The organism is Acinetobacter sp. ABJ_C1_1 (assembly GCF_044684115.1).
In the GTDB taxonomy this organism is placed as follows: Bacteria; Pseudomonadota; Gammaproteobacteria; order Pseudomonadales; family Moraxellaceae; genus Acinetobacter; species Acinetobacter nosocomialis_A.
In genome coordinates, this window is sequence record NZ_JBITPU010000001.1 from 1 (window position 1) to 15,903 (window position 15,903).

At 36.0% G+C, this 15,903-nt stretch carries 16 protein-coding genes, 1 other RNA gene and 1 pseudogene; 7 read left to right on the forward strand and 11 right to left on the reverse strand.

Annotated features, from left to right (window positions below; genetic code table 11):
* Positions 1 to 449: 449 nt before the first annotated feature.
* From ACG59Z_RS00005 to kynU, 3 genes are read right to left on the reverse strand one after another with little or no spacing between them, the layout of a single operon-like run.
* Entirely contained in the window at positions 450 to 1,199 is a 750-nt protein-coding gene (locus ACG59Z_RS00005; protein WP_400197266.1) for an alpha/beta hydrolase, read from the reverse strand.
* Positions 1,200 to 1,206: 7 nt separating this feature from the next.
* Positions 1,207 to 2,613, reverse strand: coding sequence for an amino acid permease (locus ACG59Z_RS00010; RefSeq protein ID WP_400197268.1), 1,407 nt, complete (start codon positions 2,611 to 2,613; stop codon positions 1,207 to 1,209).
* A gap of 40 nt (positions 2,614 to 2,653) precedes the next feature.
* Positions 2,654 to 3,904, reverse strand: a complete 1,251-nt coding sequence (gene kynU, locus ACG59Z_RS00015) for a kynureninase (protein WP_400197269.1) — start codon at positions 3,902 to 3,904, stop codon at positions 2,654 to 2,656.
* A gap of 146 nt (positions 3,905 to 4,050) precedes the next feature.
* Between kynU and gigD the strand changes: the two genes are divergently transcribed.
* Positions 4,051 to 4,500 carry an Lrp/AsnC family transcriptional regulator GigD gene (gene gigD, locus ACG59Z_RS00020; protein ID WP_057066152.1) on the forward strand — a complete coding sequence of 150 codons (450 nt, stop codon included), beginning with the start codon at positions 4,051 to 4,053 and terminating at the stop codon, positions 4,498 to 4,500.
* Positions 4,501 to 4,543: 43 nt separating this feature from the next.
* Positions 4,544 to 5,079: pseudogene (locus tag ACG59Z_RS00025) on the forward strand (GNAT family N-acetyltransferase).
* 52 nt (positions 5,080 to 5,131) lie between these two features.
* On the opposite strand, the gene ACG59Z_RS00030 reads toward ACG59Z_RS00025, so the two are convergent.
* Together ACG59Z_RS00030 and ACG59Z_RS00035 are read right to left on the reverse strand one after the other, a co-directional pair.
* Complete coding sequence (locus tag ACG59Z_RS00030) at positions 5,132 to 5,425, reverse strand: hypothetical protein (protein ID WP_004708422.1); 294 nt, start codon at positions 5,423 to 5,425, stop codon at positions 5,132 to 5,134.
* A gap of 114 nt (positions 5,426 to 5,539) precedes the next feature.
* A complete protein-coding gene (locus ACG59Z_RS00035) occupies positions 5,540 to 5,776 on the reverse strand; it encodes a hypothetical protein (RefSeq protein WP_057066151.1) in 237 nt (78 codons plus the stop codon).
* Positions 5,777 to 6,230: 454 nt separating this feature from the next.
* Here ACG59Z_RS00035 and ACG59Z_RS00040 point away from each other — a divergent pair, with 454 nt between their 5' ends.
* The 4 genes from ACG59Z_RS00040 to ACG59Z_RS00055 all read left to right on the forward strand — a co-directional run bounded on the left by ACG59Z_RS00040 (position 6,231) and on the right by ACG59Z_RS00055 (position 9,075).
* Positions 6,231 to 6,917, forward strand: coding sequence for an HAD-IA family hydrolase (locus ACG59Z_RS00040; protein ID WP_272317745.1), 687 nt, complete (start codon positions 6,231 to 6,233; stop codon positions 6,915 to 6,917).
* Positions 6,901 to 7,341, forward strand: coding sequence for an RNA-binding S4 domain-containing protein (locus tag ACG59Z_RS00045; RefSeq protein WP_263614985.1), 441 nt, complete (start codon positions 6,901 to 6,903; stop codon positions 7,339 to 7,341). The genes ACG59Z_RS00040 and ACG59Z_RS00045 overlap by 17 nt, the downstream gene beginning before the upstream one ends.
* A 145-nt stretch (positions 7,342 to 7,486) precedes the next feature.
* Positions 7,487 to 8,539: a recombinase RecA gene (gene recA / locus ACG59Z_RS00050; RefSeq protein ID WP_263613886.1), complete on the forward strand. Its 1,053-nt coding sequence runs from the start codon at positions 7,487 to 7,489 to the stop codon at positions 8,537 to 8,539.
* Positions 8,540 to 8,592: 53 nt separating this feature from the next.
* A complete protein-coding gene (locus ACG59Z_RS00055; RefSeq protein ID WP_263613887.1) occupies positions 8,593 to 9,075 on the forward strand; it encodes a regulatory protein RecX in 483 nt (160 codons plus the stop codon).
* A 14-nt stretch (positions 9,076 to 9,089) separates the two neighbouring features.
* Here the strand turns inward: ACG59Z_RS00055 and ffs are convergent.
* Positions 9,090 to 9,186, reverse strand: an RNA gene (gene ffs / locus ACG59Z_RS00060) — signal recognition particle sRNA small type.
* A 316-nt stretch (positions 9,187 to 9,502) separates the two neighbouring features.
* Here ffs and ACG59Z_RS00065 point away from each other — a divergent pair.
* Positions 9,503 to 10,390 (forward strand): YbgF trimerization domain-containing protein, encoded by an 888-nt coding sequence (locus ACG59Z_RS00065; RefSeq protein WP_400197275.1) that lies wholly within the window; start codon positions 9,503 to 9,505, stop codon positions 10,388 to 10,390.
* A 59-nt stretch (positions 10,391 to 10,449) separates the two neighbouring features.
* On the opposite strand, the gene lpxA is transcribed toward ACG59Z_RS00065, so the two are convergent.
* From lpxA to bamA, 5 genes are read right to left on the reverse strand one after another with little or no spacing between them, the layout of a single operon-like run.
* A complete protein-coding gene (gene lpxA / locus ACG59Z_RS00070) occupies positions 10,450 to 11,238 on the reverse strand; it encodes an acyl-ACP--UDP-N-acetylglucosamine O-acyltransferase (protein ID WP_400197277.1) in 789 nt (262 codons plus the stop codon).
* Positions 11,235 to 11,720, reverse strand: coding sequence for a 3-hydroxyacyl-ACP dehydratase FabZ (gene fabZ / locus ACG59Z_RS00075; RefSeq protein ID WP_000140523.1), 486 nt, complete (start codon positions 11,718 to 11,720; stop codon positions 11,235 to 11,237). Before fabZ ends, lpxA begins: the two co-directional genes overlap by 4 nt.
* Before the next feature lie 6 nt (positions 11,721 to 11,726).
* Positions 11,727 to 12,797, reverse strand: coding sequence for a UDP-3-O-(3-hydroxymyristoyl)glucosamine N-acyltransferase (lpxD, locus tag ACG59Z_RS00080; RefSeq protein ID WP_400197280.1), 1,071 nt, complete (start codon positions 12,795 to 12,797; stop codon positions 11,727 to 11,729).
* Between the two features lie 4 nt (positions 12,798 to 12,801).
* Complete coding sequence (locus ACG59Z_RS00085) at positions 12,802 to 13,305, reverse strand: OmpH family outer membrane protein (protein WP_263613891.1); 504 nt, start codon at positions 13,303 to 13,305, stop codon at positions 12,802 to 12,804.
* A gap of 41 nt (positions 13,306 to 13,346) precedes the next feature.
* The gene (gene bamA / locus ACG59Z_RS00090; RefSeq protein ID WP_400197282.1) at positions 13,347 to 15,869 is read right to left on the reverse strand and encodes an outer membrane protein assembly factor BamA; all 2,523 of its coding nucleotides are present in this window, start codon (positions 15,867 to 15,869) and stop codon (positions 13,347 to 13,349) included.
* Between the last annotated feature and the right edge of the window lie 34 nt (positions 15,870 to 15,903).

Below are 15,903 nucleotides of genomic sequence, written 5' to 3' on the forward strand. Positions count from 1 at the left end.
ATAAATATATACTTTTAAAGATATATTTACAATACCTCTTTCATATTTTCATTTAACTCGTTGTGATCAACTTCATCAATTGCTGCTTTAGTACACTAAATATTTATGATCAAGAGACGATACAAAATAAAAAAGTCCGTATCTTGGGAAGCTACGGACTATAAAAACTCATCTAAGCAACAGCTAAACAGTTTGTCGATTAGAGAGAAAACACTATCCTTTTAATCTAATTGAGTTATGAATTTAGGTCAACTTGAAAACCAACGTAGTGATAAAAAGCTACTTAAATGTGATACGTTTTACATTTCCACTCAAACACAACCTAAAATGAATATATTGTATTAAATTTAATAAAAACATATATCATTCGGCATATCATCATCGAATAAACTTCAAATTATTGATTCCAAATATTAAAACCAATCACCCACCTTTAAAATTCAGATTATCTAGTTCTCAAACCTACATTTAAAATAGTGTTCTAAAATAGAATAATGATTAATCCCAGAAATAGTCTCTAAAGAGAATAACTCCTCATCTTGACCACCTTTATGCTCAAAATAATTTTGGCTTTGCCATCTCAACTCACTTAGCTCCAACTCTCCGCACAAAATCATACACGGAATATCAACACTCTCTTTGTGATAAATAGGGCTATATTTCAAAATATCGTCTTGTGATAAGTTTAATGCATGATTTAAATGAGTTTCTCGTATAGGTGCTAAATCATAGATACCACTTAATAAAACTGCGTCAGATAATAAAGGATGGCTTAAACATAATGCCCCGAGATGCGCACCTGCTGAATGGCCCACTAATAAAACTTCATCCGTTTTCCAATTCTGCTGTGCAATAAAATCGAGAGCTTTTTGAGTTTGAGCCACCATTTGTGAAATATGACTTTGAGGAGCCAAGTCATATTCTAAAAGTACACACTGCGCCCCTTTTGCCAAAATATACGGCGCTATAAAGGCAAAGTCCGATTTATCACACCACTGCCAATATCCCCCATGTATAAAAATCACGGTTTTATTGGCATGTGCTAAAGGAAAAAAATCCATCGTTGATCGGTTCTGTGAACCATACTTTATATCTTTTATATGATGATAGGCTTGATAACTCAGCAAGCTTCTATATTGAAAGCTTGCTAGTATTTCACCTTCATTTGCTACCGTTGTCGCATTATCATATTGTCTCATATACCGATCACTTCAATGTTTCTTCACTAGAGTTGAGATTTAACTTTACGGTGGAACGTTTTAAGTAGAAGCAAAATATCAGAACAAGCACTAAAGGTACGCCAAACTGCAAAGTAGATTTAAACTCATTGGTAAACCAAGTGGTTACTGTAATACTCAAAATCGCAATAAAACCAAATAGTGAGATGAATCGACTGACTGGAATTTTAAATTTTAGCTGTATGTTTTGCTGAGCCATATGCTTTCTAAAAAACATATGTGTCACAAAGATACTGCCCCAAGTGAACAACGCACCAAACATCGATAGCGCAATCATGATTGGAAACGCAGAAGCCGGATTAATTGTATAAACAATACTAGCAATACCAATCCCTACCGCGGAAAGCAACAGTGCATTTACGGGTACACCGTTACTACTAATTCGGCCAAAAACTTTTGGTGCATCGCCTGCACGTGACAAGCTAAACAACATACGAGTTGAGATATAAAGCATGCTATTCATTGCAGATAAGGCAGCTACAATTACAATAAAGTTTAAAATACTATCGGCATATGGAATACCAACAATCCTCATGACCATAACAAAAGGGCTTGTTGCATCTGCTCCAATCAAAACCGTCCATGGCACCAAAGTAACGATTAGAAATAAGGACAATAAATAGAACAAAATGAGTCGGAGTGCTGTGCTTTTAAATGCCTTTTTTACTGCTTTTTCAGGATCTTTTGCTTCACCAGCTGCGACGGCGATCATTTCTATACTTAAATAACTAAATATTGAAATAATGACACCAATCCATACCCCACTAAAGCCATTGGGGAAAAAGCCTCCATGCCCTGACAAATTAGTCACAACTTGCTTTGCGCCCTCCTTGCTTTGAGTCAAGATACCAATAGCCAAAAGAATAAACACGATAATGGCAAAAACTTTGATTGTGGAAAACCAGTACTCCACCAAACCAAAGGCTTTAACACTATAGGCATTTACAACAAGTAAGGTCAGTGAAAAAAAACCAATCCAGACCCAAGAGCCTACATTTGGAAACCAAAGCTTCATATAGTCAGCTACAGCGGTAATCTCAGTGCCTACAGCCAGTACAATACAAGCCCAATAACAGTAGCGAACTAAAAAGCCAGCAAGTGGACTCATATAATGTTCTGCATACGCCCCAAATGAGCCCGAAGTAGGATGCTGAACCGTCATTTCAGCCAAGCAAGCCATAAGTGCAAATGCAATTAAACCACCAATCGCATAGCTGACGATGACTGCAGGACCAGCAAAGCTAATTGCAAATTTGCTTCCCATAAACAATCCGGTTCCAATTGCTCCACCAATGGCAATCATACCCATCTGTTTTGCAGATAACTTTTTATGCAGCCCAGCTTCTCTATTTTGTATTTCATCAAAACTACTCATAGGCCCTCCTAGCCATTTGTTTTATTTTGATTCCTTAAAATCAGGTCACTTCACCGCGAACTAAATAGCGCTTATTTTTCCATTCACTATTCAGCATAGTTTCTTTTAAATGCTGTACTGCATTCCAAATATCTTCAAACCCTAGATACAAAGGTGTAACACCAAATCGCAACACCGCTGGTTCCCGATAATCACCAATCACACCACGTGCAATAAGCGCCTGAATAATTTCATAACCGAATTCATGACGATAACTGACGTGACTACCACGATATTTATGATCTAAAGGCGTAATTAACTCAAAACCAAATTCAGAGCATTCTTGCTGTACCAGTTGAATAAATAAGTCAGTTAATTTCAGCGATTTTTCACGGATTTTTTGCATATCAGCATGTAAGAAAATATCGACACCGCATTCAATAAGACTCATAGAAATAACCGGCTGAGTTCCACATAAATAACGACGAATACTATTCGCTGGCTCATAATGCTGTGCCATATCAAACGGTTTTTTGTGACTCCACCAGCCAGATAAAGGTTGCCAGAACTGATCACGGTGCTTTTCATTGACCCAGAGCAATGCTGGCGAACCAGGCCCCCCATTTAAATATTTATAGGTACAACCAATCGCAAAATCACTACTGCTTTGATTCAGGTCCATTGGAACAGCACCAACGGAGTGACATAAATCCCAAATCACCAAAGCGTCTTTAGAGTGAATCTGCTCATTAATAGATGACATATCGTAGAAATACCCTGTACGGTAATTCACGTGAGAAAGAACTACCACAGCAACATCTTTCTCTAAAACTCGAGCTAAGTCTTCTACACCATCAATTAATTCAACTTGATAGCCCTTTTGAATTAAATCAATGAAACCTTCAATAATGTAAATGTCTGTTGGGAAAGCATCCTTTTCCGCAACGATAATTTTACGTTCAGGATTTTTTTCGGCCTGAATTTTTACCGCTGCTGATAAAACCTTAAATAAGTTCAGTGTAGTTGAATCAGAAATAATAACTTCACCCTGTTCGGCACCAATCAGTTTAGCAACTTTGTCACCCAGTCTTGTTGGCAATCCCCACCAATCAGCCTTATTCCAGCTATTGATCAGATCTTCTCCCCATTCTTGGGAAATAATATGCTGAGCGACAGCCAAAGATTTCTTTGGTCTAGCACCTAAAGAGTTGCCATCTAAATAAATAACACCTTCTGGCAATGCAAATTCATCTTTAAATTTTTTGAGTTCATCTTCCTGATCCCAATACAAACACTGTTCACGAGTAATCATTTCGTATTGCACCTATTTCAACATTTCCTTTGTATTTGAATTTTATCATGTCAATTCTTTCGATTTATTCGATAATATTTGATTAAAAACGGCTATTTTCGTATAAAATTCCAATTAAAATTAAAAAACATGGATGGAATTCGAAAATGAATGTAGATGCAATCGATCTAAAAATTTTGAAGTATTTACAAGAGAATGCACGTTTAAGTAACCAAGAACTTGCTGATCTTGTCAATCTCTCAGCATCTGCTTGTCACAGACGCGTCAAGATTTTAGAAGCCAACGGAATCATTGAAAAATATCAAGCGAAAGTTAATTATGAAAAATTAGGTATAAAAATTGAGGCGATAGTTGAAATAAAACTTGCTCAACTCACCGAAAATGACCACAACTTTTTCTTAAGCCAAATCAAGAATTTTGATGAAGTCATTAATGCTTATATCATTACAGGCGAATGTAACTATGTACTGCATGTGGCCACTAAAGATCTAAATTCTTTTTCTCATTTTGTTATTAATACACTCAATAAAATTAAAGGAGTGGTAAGCATTAATTCTAAGATTATCTTACAGAAAATTATACAAAAGCCACTGTAGACTATATGGTTAAATTAAAAATTATATTTAAAGAGCTTTTACTATGATCGAAACCGAACGTTTGATCCTAAGACAATGGAAAGAAACTGATGCTGCCCCCTTTATCGAAATGGGATTGGATAAAGATGTTATGCGTTTTTTTCCAAAGCTTTTATCTGCTACTGAAAGTATAAATTTAATTCAAAGAGCATCAGCCCTTATTGATGAAAAAGGTTGGGGATTTTGGGCTGTAGAATTAAAAGAAAGCCATGACTTTATTGGTTTTATTGGCCTACACGACCAACCAGAACAATTTGATTTTCCCCTTGCATTGAAATTGGCTGGAGAATTGCGACAAAATTTTGGAAAAAAGGTTATGCCACAGAAGGAGCAAAAGCAGCATTAGACTATGCCTTCAATGTGCTTAATAAAGATAAAGTAGTTTCTTTTACAGCAACAGTGAATAAACCATCTCAAGCAGTGATGGAAAGACTAGGAATGCACAAAGTTAAATACTTCAACCATCCCAAGCTTTCAGACGAACATGCCCTACAAGAACATGTTCTTTATGAAATAAATAATCCTAAGTTTAAGTTATGAGTAAATCAAATATTGATATATTTCAAGCATTCCAATGAATTAAAAAATAAGATTATTCATCGAAGTCATAACCGACAGAAGTGGAATGTTCCCAATATTCATTAATTTTATCTGCAATAGCTTCCTTATCCATTGTAGTTAAAACATAGAAAAGTTTCGCTTCTTTGTTTTTTCTCAAAATTAATAGATTGTAATAGTCATATTCAGGGCCATTTAGCCCTAATGATGGCTGTTCTTCACAGTGCTTCTCAGCCTTGTAATGCCATTCAAGTTTATAAGTATCAATACCATTGGCGGCATTGATCACTATGCCGTCATTGGCTCCTCCAATAAATCCAATTTTCATTGCCTGCTCTAAATTGTTATTCGGATAATTTTTAATATAACTTTAAACAAGTACGGTTCAATTTATAAAATGTTTGCCAATACGTATCCTATGTAAATCAAAATAACGAGTTTATTACTTCATGGCACGTAAATATTCATAAGCCTCTTTTTCATTGCTCTCCAGATGAACTCTTGCTTCCGTCTCATCATTTAAAGTTTCATTTATTATTTTGGTACCTTCATAAGAGATTTGATGACCTATTTGAAAATCTGCTCCTAATGCATCAATTACGATAAACTTTCCAGCAGCGTTTGAAGCTATAAAAAAACTGTTGTTACGATAACCATATCTAATTGTATATAAGCCCACTTTTATTCCAACTTTTAATAATATTTAAATAATAATTCCATAGAGTTCATAGAAAAGCAAAAATACTTATCAAAAAATGAACCAAAAAATAAATATAAATCTATATTTCTAAAAGACTTTATTAGTCATTTTCCTCCTATTTTACTTCTATGAATATTTTCAAAAATTTTGTTCAAGCCCTACTATTAAGTAGTTTTATCATAAAGTACACCTTCAAAAAAGTAAGAGCAGATATATAGAAATTACCTTATGAAAAACACGATTTTTCTTTTCTCTCAATATTGAGTAGTCCAAACTTTAGGGGCACTATTGTTATCTACTTGTTTATTCGTTACAAACCATTAGAATTTTAAAATGATGAAATAACAACAAATCAGTCCGTTTTCCCGACTTTAATGATTATAATCTTAAGCTACTTTTCTTCCATGTATATTTTAGTTGGAGCTCTCAAAACATGAATAAAATAGTGCTTTTTGACATGGACGGAACTTTGTTAGATTTGGCTTTTGACGATTTTATATGGAACGAATGCCTACCTGAAAGACATTCTCAGACACATCAAATCTCTTTAACAGAAAGCCAAGAAATATTAAGCCAGTTTTATCGTAGCAATAAGCATACTCTTGCCTGGTATTCTTCAAAATATTGGACAAAAACTACAGGCGTAGATGTTTTAAAGCTTCAACAAGAATTTCAACATAAAATTAAAACACGATCAGGATGCATGGAGCTACTTCGCGCTCTAAAAGAACAAGGTTATCAATGCTGGTTAGTCACTAATGCAGACTGTGCAAGTTTACAATTAAAACTTGATAACATTCCTATTCAAGATTTTTTTGATGTGATTGTGTCTAGCGAACAAATTGGTCATGCAAAAGAAGACCTTCAATTTTGGCAAGAGTTACAACGTTTATATTATTTTGTACCAGAAACGACTATTTTTTTAGATGACACTCTTCCAGTTTTAAAAACTGCTGAAAAATTTGGTATAAGACACTTGTTTACTATCTTACAGCCCTCAACTCTTAAGAGTAAAAGGCAGTCACAAGATTTAGAGTATAAAGCTCTAGATCAGCTTACAGAGCTACTGTCTATTTTGAATCAAACTGATAGAAAGGATAATGATGTCAAAATTGCGTGAAAACGATGCTGTAGAAACCATGCGTGTTGACAAATGGTTATGGGCAGCACGTTTTTTTAAAACTCGTTCTATTGCTAAAGCAGCAATAGAAGGAGGAAAAGTACATCACAATAATGAGCGTGTAAAAGTTTCTAAAGAAATTCGTGTTGGGATGGAATTGGTTGTTCAGCAAGGTTTCGATAAAAAGACGATTGTTGTTAAAGCACTTTCCAACGCTAGAGGACCCGCTCCAGTTGCACAACAACTTTATGAGGAAACCGAAGTAAGTATTGCAAGACGGGAGTTGATTGCTTCCCAGCGAAAATTGCATAATCTAGCTCGACCTGACCATAGACCAAGCAAGAAAGATCGGCGACAAATCAATCGGTTTAAACAGGATAATGATCAACATTATGAAGACCATTGGTCTTATGATGATGAATAAAAACGTCGAGTTGTGTCGCACTCACATATACAATATATAGAAGCTAGAGAAAAAATCTGTCACTATTAACCCTGTGAAACAAGTTGAGATTCAATGCATCCACTTGGGTTAAACGTGATGAACATAGAGTATTGAGGTTTTTGAGATGGATGAGAATAAAAGCAAAGCATTACAAGCCGCTTTGAGCCAAATTGAGAAGCAATTTGGTAAAAACACGGTTATGCGTCTCGGTGACAACACTGTTCAAGCAGTTGAAGCCGTATCTACAGGTTCTTTAACTTTAGACATCGCATTGGGGATTGGTGGTTTACCGAAAGGCCGTATTATCGAAATTTATGGTCCAGAATCTTCTGGTAAAACTACAATGACATTACAAGCAATTGCTCAATGTCAAAAGTCTGGTGGTACATGTGCCTTTATCGATGCCGAACATGCCCTAGATCCTCAGTATGCACGTAAGCTTGGTGTAGATATTGATAACCTACTTGTTTCACAACCCGACAACGGTGAGCAAGCACTTGAAATCGCTGATATGCTTGTTCGTTCAGGTGCGATTGATTTAATCGTTGTGGACTCGGTAGCTGCTCTTACACCTAAAGCAGAGATCGAAGGTGAGATGGGTGACTCTCACATGGGTCTACAAGCACGTCTTATGAGCCAAGCACTTCGTAAAATTACGGGTAATGCTAAACGTTCAAACTGTATGGTTATTTTCATTAACCAAATCCGTATGAAAATTGGTGTTATGTTTGGTAGCCCAGAAACTACGACTGGTGGTAACGCACTTAAATTCTATGCTTCAGTTCGTTTAGATATTCGTCGTATCGGTCAGGTAAAAGAAGGCGACGAAATTGTTGGTTCAGAAACCAAAGTTAAAGTTGTTAAGAACAAAATGGCTCCTCCATTTAGAGAAGCTATTTTCCAAATTCTATATGGTAAAGGTACTAACCAATTAGGTGAACTTGTAGATTTAGCAGTTCAGCAAGATATCGTTCAAAAAGCTGGTGCATGGTATTCATACCAAGGTAATAAAATTGGCCAAGGTAAGAATAACGTAATTCGTTATTTTGAAGAAAATAAGCAAATAGCTGAAGAGATTGAGCGCAATATCCGTGAGCAATTGTTGACTACAGGTACAAATGGCGCAGTGCAAATTGAAGATGATGAAGAAGAACCAGATCTTTTATTAGAGTCTTAATTATACATAAGTCATAAAACGCCCTTCGGGGCGTTTTTTACAAGGAAATTTATATGTTCAAAAGAAACGATGAGCAATCTCAACAGCGCCCTCCTCTTACTGGCCAGCGCTTACGCTCATATGCTTTTGCTTTACTTACTCGCCGAGACTACTCTAAAGCAGAACTGATTGAGAAATTAGCTCGTTATGCACAAAATATAGAAGAAGTGAAACAACTTGTTGAAGAGTTATCTGAACAAAATTACCAAAGTGACCAGCGCGTTGCGGAATTAACATTAGCTAGCCAGATTCGTAAAGGCAAAGGTCCAAAACGCATTCAACAAGCTTTAAAAACAAAACAGATAGAAAATGATTTAATTGCCGATGAAATTCAGGAAATTGATTGGGTAGAACAGGCGTATCAACTTAAAGTTAAAAAGTTTGGAGAAGCCGTAGAGAAAGATCCAAAACTTAAAGCAAAACAGATCAGATTTCTACAATATAGAGGATTTGATTTAGATGTAATTTTAAAAGCAATCCAAAGAAGATTGGATTAAAAGAAAGGTGGCAGCCCCACTAGCAAAACTTCGGCACATCATAGATCTGCTACCGTTGCTACCTTCCGGTCCTGGCGGGGTTCACAGAGTACAATTGCGAAGCCACCAGCGGGGCTACCATTGCAAAACAAAGTATAGAGATTTTTAAAAGAGTTGCAACCCTTCTCTGTCTTTTTCAGCAAGTTTTTGTTTCGATTGATTAATTCATCAGCAAAAATAGCTTAAAACACTAAAAATGTAATTTTCTAAACTTATGCTCTTTTCGTATTTTGCATAAAATATGCTTGAAGATTGTAAACTATCCTTGCATTTAAACTGTTAACTGCTTTAATTGCATTGATCAATGAAAAACCTTAGATATTTAGAGAATTGTTTTTTATATTCCTGTATCGAGGTGGCTTTTATATAAAATTATGGATTTATACACATGCAAATGAAGAAGCATTCTTTATTATTTATTGCCTTAATGAGTACCACTTGTCTATACGCAAACATTCCTATCGAGTCTCGTGGTTTAAGTCAAAATGATGGTAGTGCATCTAATACTTCTTCAAGCAATATTTCAGTTCCTACAAATTTAAACTGGGAATTGATGCAAAAAAACCAACAATTAGAAAATGATGTCCGTACTTTAAGAGGTCAGTTAGAAGAACAAGCGAATGATATTGAGCAATTAAAGAAAGACCTTGCGAACCGCTATACTGATTTAGATCAACGTCTAGAATTGTTACATCAAAAAGTTGACCCTGACAGTGCTACACAAGAAGATAGCTCAAATACGACTGCTGATAGCACTGCCTCTACTAATACATCAGCACCTCAATCTCAACCTACCGATGGCAACAAAGTAGTTGCAGCTCCACCTCCAACCACCTCCGAACAACAACCTAGTGCACCCGTAACAAACGCTCAACCAGTCACTGCTACCCAAAATCAATCAAATCCACTTGAGTTAGAAAAAGCCGCTTATACAGTAGCTTTAGATGCTTACAAACAAGGTGGAGCAAAAAAAGCAATTGCTCCGATGCAAAACTTTATTAAAAACCATCCTAATAGTATTTATACAGGTAATGCCTATTTCTGGTTAGCAGAGTTTCATTTAGCTACAGACCCAGTGAACTACAATGAAGCGAAGAAAAACTACAATATTGTCGCTAGCCAATATCCAAACTCTAGTAAGGCACCTCGAGCACTTTATCAACTGTATAGTATTGCGAAAGATGTTGATAAAAATACTGTGTCAGCAAATCAATATAAGAACAAGCTACTTACTCAATATCCTAAATCTGAAGAAGTTAAATTCTTTAAGAAATAATTTAGACATAAAAAAAGACACTGTTTTTAACAGTGTCTTTTTTTATGTCTTATTAAAAATTAACGCACAATTCCGCGTTCAGATTGTTCAAGCGAGTCAATTAATAATTGAGCTTCTGGAACAGAAGGCAAAATTTCACTTTTAATTTGCTCAACAGCTTGAACAGAGGTCAATCCAGATTTAAATATCAATTTATAAGCTTCTCTTAAGCCCTGAATTGTATTTTTAGACCAACCTTTTCTTCGCATACCTTCAGTATTTATACCAAAAGCATGAGCAGGATTACCAGACGCCATAACATAGGCTGGTACATCTTTGAGAATTAGTGAGGCCCCACCAATCATGCTGTAAGAATCAATCTTACAGAATTGATGAATCCCAGAATTACCACCCACAATAACATGATCACCAATATGTACATGTCCAGCGACACCAACATTATTGGCAAAAATATTGTGATCACCTACGATACAGTCATGTGCGATATGTGTATTGACCATTAATAGGTTATTACTACCTATCTTAGTCAATGAATTATCTTGCACAGTGCCTCTATGTAAGCTGCAATGTTCACGAATTAAATTGTTGTTACCAATTTCAAGCCAAGTTTCTTCACCCTTATATTTGAGGTCTTGGCAAACTTCACCAACACTTGCAAACTGGAAGATCTCATTATTTTGGCCAATTCTGGTAAAACCACCTACTACCACATGAGAATGTAATTTAGTACCAGCACCAATAGTCACTTGAGGACCAATAACACAATAAGGTCCTATTTGAACATCTGCAGCAATCACTGCAGATGGATCAATAATGGCGGTAGAATGGATTAAATCGTGATTACTCATGCCTGCTCTGTTTTTTGGTGTGAAATCATAATCTCAGCGGTTGCTGCTACAATGCCATCAACGCTAGCTGTACAATTGTATTTGTAAATGCCGCGCTTCTGCATTACCAACTCAGATTTTAATACAAGTTGGTCACCTGCAACTACTTGTTTTTTAAATCTAACTCTTTCTGCACCAGCAAACAGGAACAAAGAACCCGGTTTTGGTGTTTCATTGTTCATAATAAAACCTAGAACGCCTGAAACTTGAGCTAGTGCTTCAACAATTAGAACACCAGGCATAATTGGATATTCTGGAAAATGTCCTTGTAGAAACTCTTCATTGATAGAAACATTTTTATAACCAACAATACTATTGTCAGTAACTTCAGTCACACGATCAACCAATAAGAATGGATAACGATGCGGCAAATATTGACGAATCGTTTGAATCTGCATTGGTAATTCAGGGATGGCAAATTTAGGTGTAGTTGACTCGGTCATAATATTCTATTTACGCAAATTAAAAGTTGATTCAAGAGACTCTATTTGAGCTTGTATATGATCAAGTCGTTTAGTGATTTGGGTCAATGGCACATCTGCTAATTGTCGCAAGCGTACAATTGTCTTTTTCCAATGACTATTTTCAAACAACCCAATTCCTGAAGAATAAGTTCCAGCTTCAGAAATATTTTTTGTGACCATTGACATTCCGGTTAAAGTCACATTATCAGCAATTGTAAGGTGACCTGAGACTCCACATGCCCCAGCTAGAATACAGTTTTTGCCAATTTTTGTGCTTCCTGCAATACCACACGTAGCTGCAATAGCAGTATTTGAACCAATATGAACGTTATGTGCAATTTGCACAAGGTTATCAATAATTACCCCATCTTCCAAAATTGTATTATCAAGAGCACCTCTATCAATACTACAATTTGATCCAATGCGGACATCATTACCAATGATAACTGAACCTAGTTGAGCAATACGATGCCATTTTCCTTGATATGGAGCAAAACCAAAACCTTCACTACCAATTACAGTATTTGAATGGACACGTACACGATCATGTAATTTAGAACTGCCTGTAATAGTGACATGAGAATCAATAAAACAGTCTTTTCCAACTTCTACATAGTCATCAAGTTTAGTATGCGACTGAATCACTGTATTATCACCCACTACGCAATTTTCACCAATAACTACATAGTGTCCTATATATGCGGTTTCGGAAATAACAGCAGATGGATGAATTTGAGCAGTACTTTCTATACCTGTTGAAGTAAGCTTTCTATCAAATACGTGAGTAAGGATTGCAAAAGCAAGATAAGGATTATCAACAATAATGAAATTATCTTTTTCAGGCAGATGTTCTTTTAAAGCAGCGGTAACAATAAAAGCTCCCGCGCGGCTTGCTTTAGCTTGTTCGAGATATTTATCACCATTTACAAAAGTAAGATGATTAATATCTGCATTCTCTAAACTTGCTAGGTTTGAAAATTGAAGACTACCTTCACCAATTAGCTCACCTTTAACGAGGTGAGCTAATTCATCTAAACGATATTGTTGCACTTTCATTAATTTATTTCATTGAATTAACCTTTTGTATCATTTTATCAGTTAAATCATACTTAGCGTCATAGGCAACAGTTGAATTTTTATTCAAAATAAAGTCAAGATTATTTTCTTTTCGTAACTGCTCAGCAGCTTGTTTAACTCTAGTCTCAAAAGTTGTGTTCATACTTTGCAAGCTAGTTTGAACTCTAGACTGTAAACCCTGCTGTGTTGAATTAAATTCATTTAACTTTGATTGATACTGAGATTGTAATTTTTTAATCTCATCTTCTTTCATTTTTTGGCCTTGAGTTTGAGCTTGACGTTGAAGTCCTTCTAACTCTTTACCCAATTGCTCAAGTTTAGTCGTTGTAGGTTTCACAGACTGGTTTAAGCTTGCATTTTGTTGCTTCAAATAAGTACTACTTTCAACAACTTTAGCGAGATCAATTACACCATAACCAGCTGCATTAGCTGCTACTGAAGCCACCGTCAAGCCTAACCCTAACATTAATGTATTTAATTTTTTCATGTAAATTTCTTTCCTTATTTCGTTGTTCAATGAAGTCGTACTTAGAAAGTACGACCAATTTCAAACTGGATTTCTTTAGTTTCATCACCCGGTTTATCATTTAACGGGAATGCATAGCTAAGTGACAATGGTCCAATCATAGTAATCCAGGTTACACCCACACCCACGCTATAACGTAAGTTACCTAAATCAAAGCCATAATTATCTTCACAATACTTCTTAACATCTGAAATTGACTGGCCATTAATGGTCATGCCTTTAGTGCCATACACAGAGTTATCAATATTACATTTAGTATCGAAGACCTGTCCCCCCTCAGCAAAGAGTACAGGGCGTACCTGACGAGTCCAATCACCCTTAAATGGCATAGGCAATGCCAACTCAGTACCAAATTGAACTAGAGCATTACCACCAACATTTTCAGGTGAAGGATCATTTTGTTTTGTTTCTTGTAAATTCACACTGGCATATTTAGGTCCCAAGGTACTGTTGTCATACCCTCGAACAGAACCATAACCACCCGCATAAAAGTTCTTATAGAATGGTAAATCATTACCATAACCAAGCTTACCATAACCGCGAAGTACAAAGCCTGATTTACCAATCGGCAAGAATGCTTGCGTATCATAAGTTAATTTTTGATAGTCAACATCACTACCAGGTAAACCAATTTCAAGACCTACACGGTGAGACATACCAGACGTTGGGAAAATTGGTCTATTTAACGTGTTATATGACCAACCTAGGTTTAAGTTATAAGTAAAGAACTCGCCTTCAAAAGCATTATTATAGAATTCTGGAGCTGTACACTCTCCAGTTTTACTATCAATTTGTGATTTTCCATTAGCATCTAAAGGACAATATGATCCTTTGCCTGTTGCCTTACCACCATTTGCTAATAAATAGTCTCGCACATAGGTAGAAACATAAGGGCCAGTCGTTACTTTAGTATTATCAATACCTACAGATGCACTTAAGCTTTGGTTTTCATCAATTGGATAACCAAAACTTAAACTACCGCCAAAACTATCTGTTACATAGTTGTTAACGTTATAATTATCATTTAACTTAGTTTTACGATAATAAACGTTATAACCACGGCTTACCCCATCAATGGTAAAGTACGGGTCAGTAACACTTAAGTTGTAGTAGTCTTGAGTTTCTGAACGAGACAAATCAATTGCAACTCGGTTACCAGTACCCATAAAGTTGGTTTGACTAAGTCCCGCTTGGAAGGTAATACCGCCATTTTGCGAGTAACCTACCGCCAATGTGGTGGTACCTGAATGTTGCTCTTCAACATTCACATTCAAATCGACCTGGTCTGGTGAATTTGGGATACGAGCAGGCTTAATATCAACTGTTTTAAAGAAGCCAGTACGCTCTAAACGAACTTTAGACAAGTCAATTTTTTCATTACTTGCTAAAGCACCTTCCATTTGGCGCATTTCACGACGTAATACTTCATCGGAAGTTTTGCTATTACCAGTAAAGTTAATACGACGCACGGTCACTTGCTGACCTGGGTTTACATAGTAATTTAAGTCAACAACACCAGTTTCATTATTAATTTGCGGAACGATATTTACATCAGCAAAGTAATAACCAGCGTTACCATACTTACGTAAAAGTAATTGTTTAACCGCATTTACCTTTTCTTGTGAATAGGTATCGCCATCTTTATAAATTTTTAGGGCTTGTAATTCTTCAGGTTTATAAAGCGCATCACCTAAGAATTTAGTTTGACCAAATTTAAACTGGTTACCTTCCTCAACAGCAACTTCAATAAAGATATGTTTTTTATCTTCACTGATATTAAGCTGAGAATTATTAATATTGAAATTAATATAACCCTTGTTAAGGTACATTGCGCGTAATGCTTCAAGGCTTGCAGCCATTTTTTCACGCGCATAACGGTCATTACGTGTGACTACTGAAGCCCAACCACTTTCTTTAACAGCAAATGCTTGTTTGATTTCACTGTCTTTAAAAACAGTATTACCAATCACATTGATATCAAAAACTTTTGCTGGCGTCCCTTCGTTAAAATTAAGTTTTAATTCAACGCGGTTATTTGGTCGTGCAACAGTATCAACAGTAACGCTAGCATCATAACGACCTTGTTGAGTATATTGCTGCTCTAATTCTGTTTGAATGGTTTGCAAAGCAGATTTCTTAAAAACCTCACCCTCTGCAACACCCATTTTTTTAAGGCCTTGTTCTAAGGCCTCTTTAGGAATAAGTTTATTACCCTTAAATTCAAGTTTTGAAATAATTGGGCGTTCAATAACATTAAAAACCAAAGTATCGTTATCTTTTGATGCTTTAATATCATCAAAAAGACCCGTGGCATACAATGTTCGAATTGCTTCGGCGATCATCGGTTCATTAACGCGATCGCCACTGTTGATTGGCAACATGGTATAAACATTTGCAGGAGTAAGACGGACTAACCCGTTTACACGAATATCTCTAACAACGAAATCATCAGCTGCATATGCTTGTTGTACCGCTGCCATAGCGCTAACAAGTGCCAAAGGCATTAAAAAATGTGTGTGCCGCATGCCAGTTTTTTCCAGTAAGTTATAAATCCATATA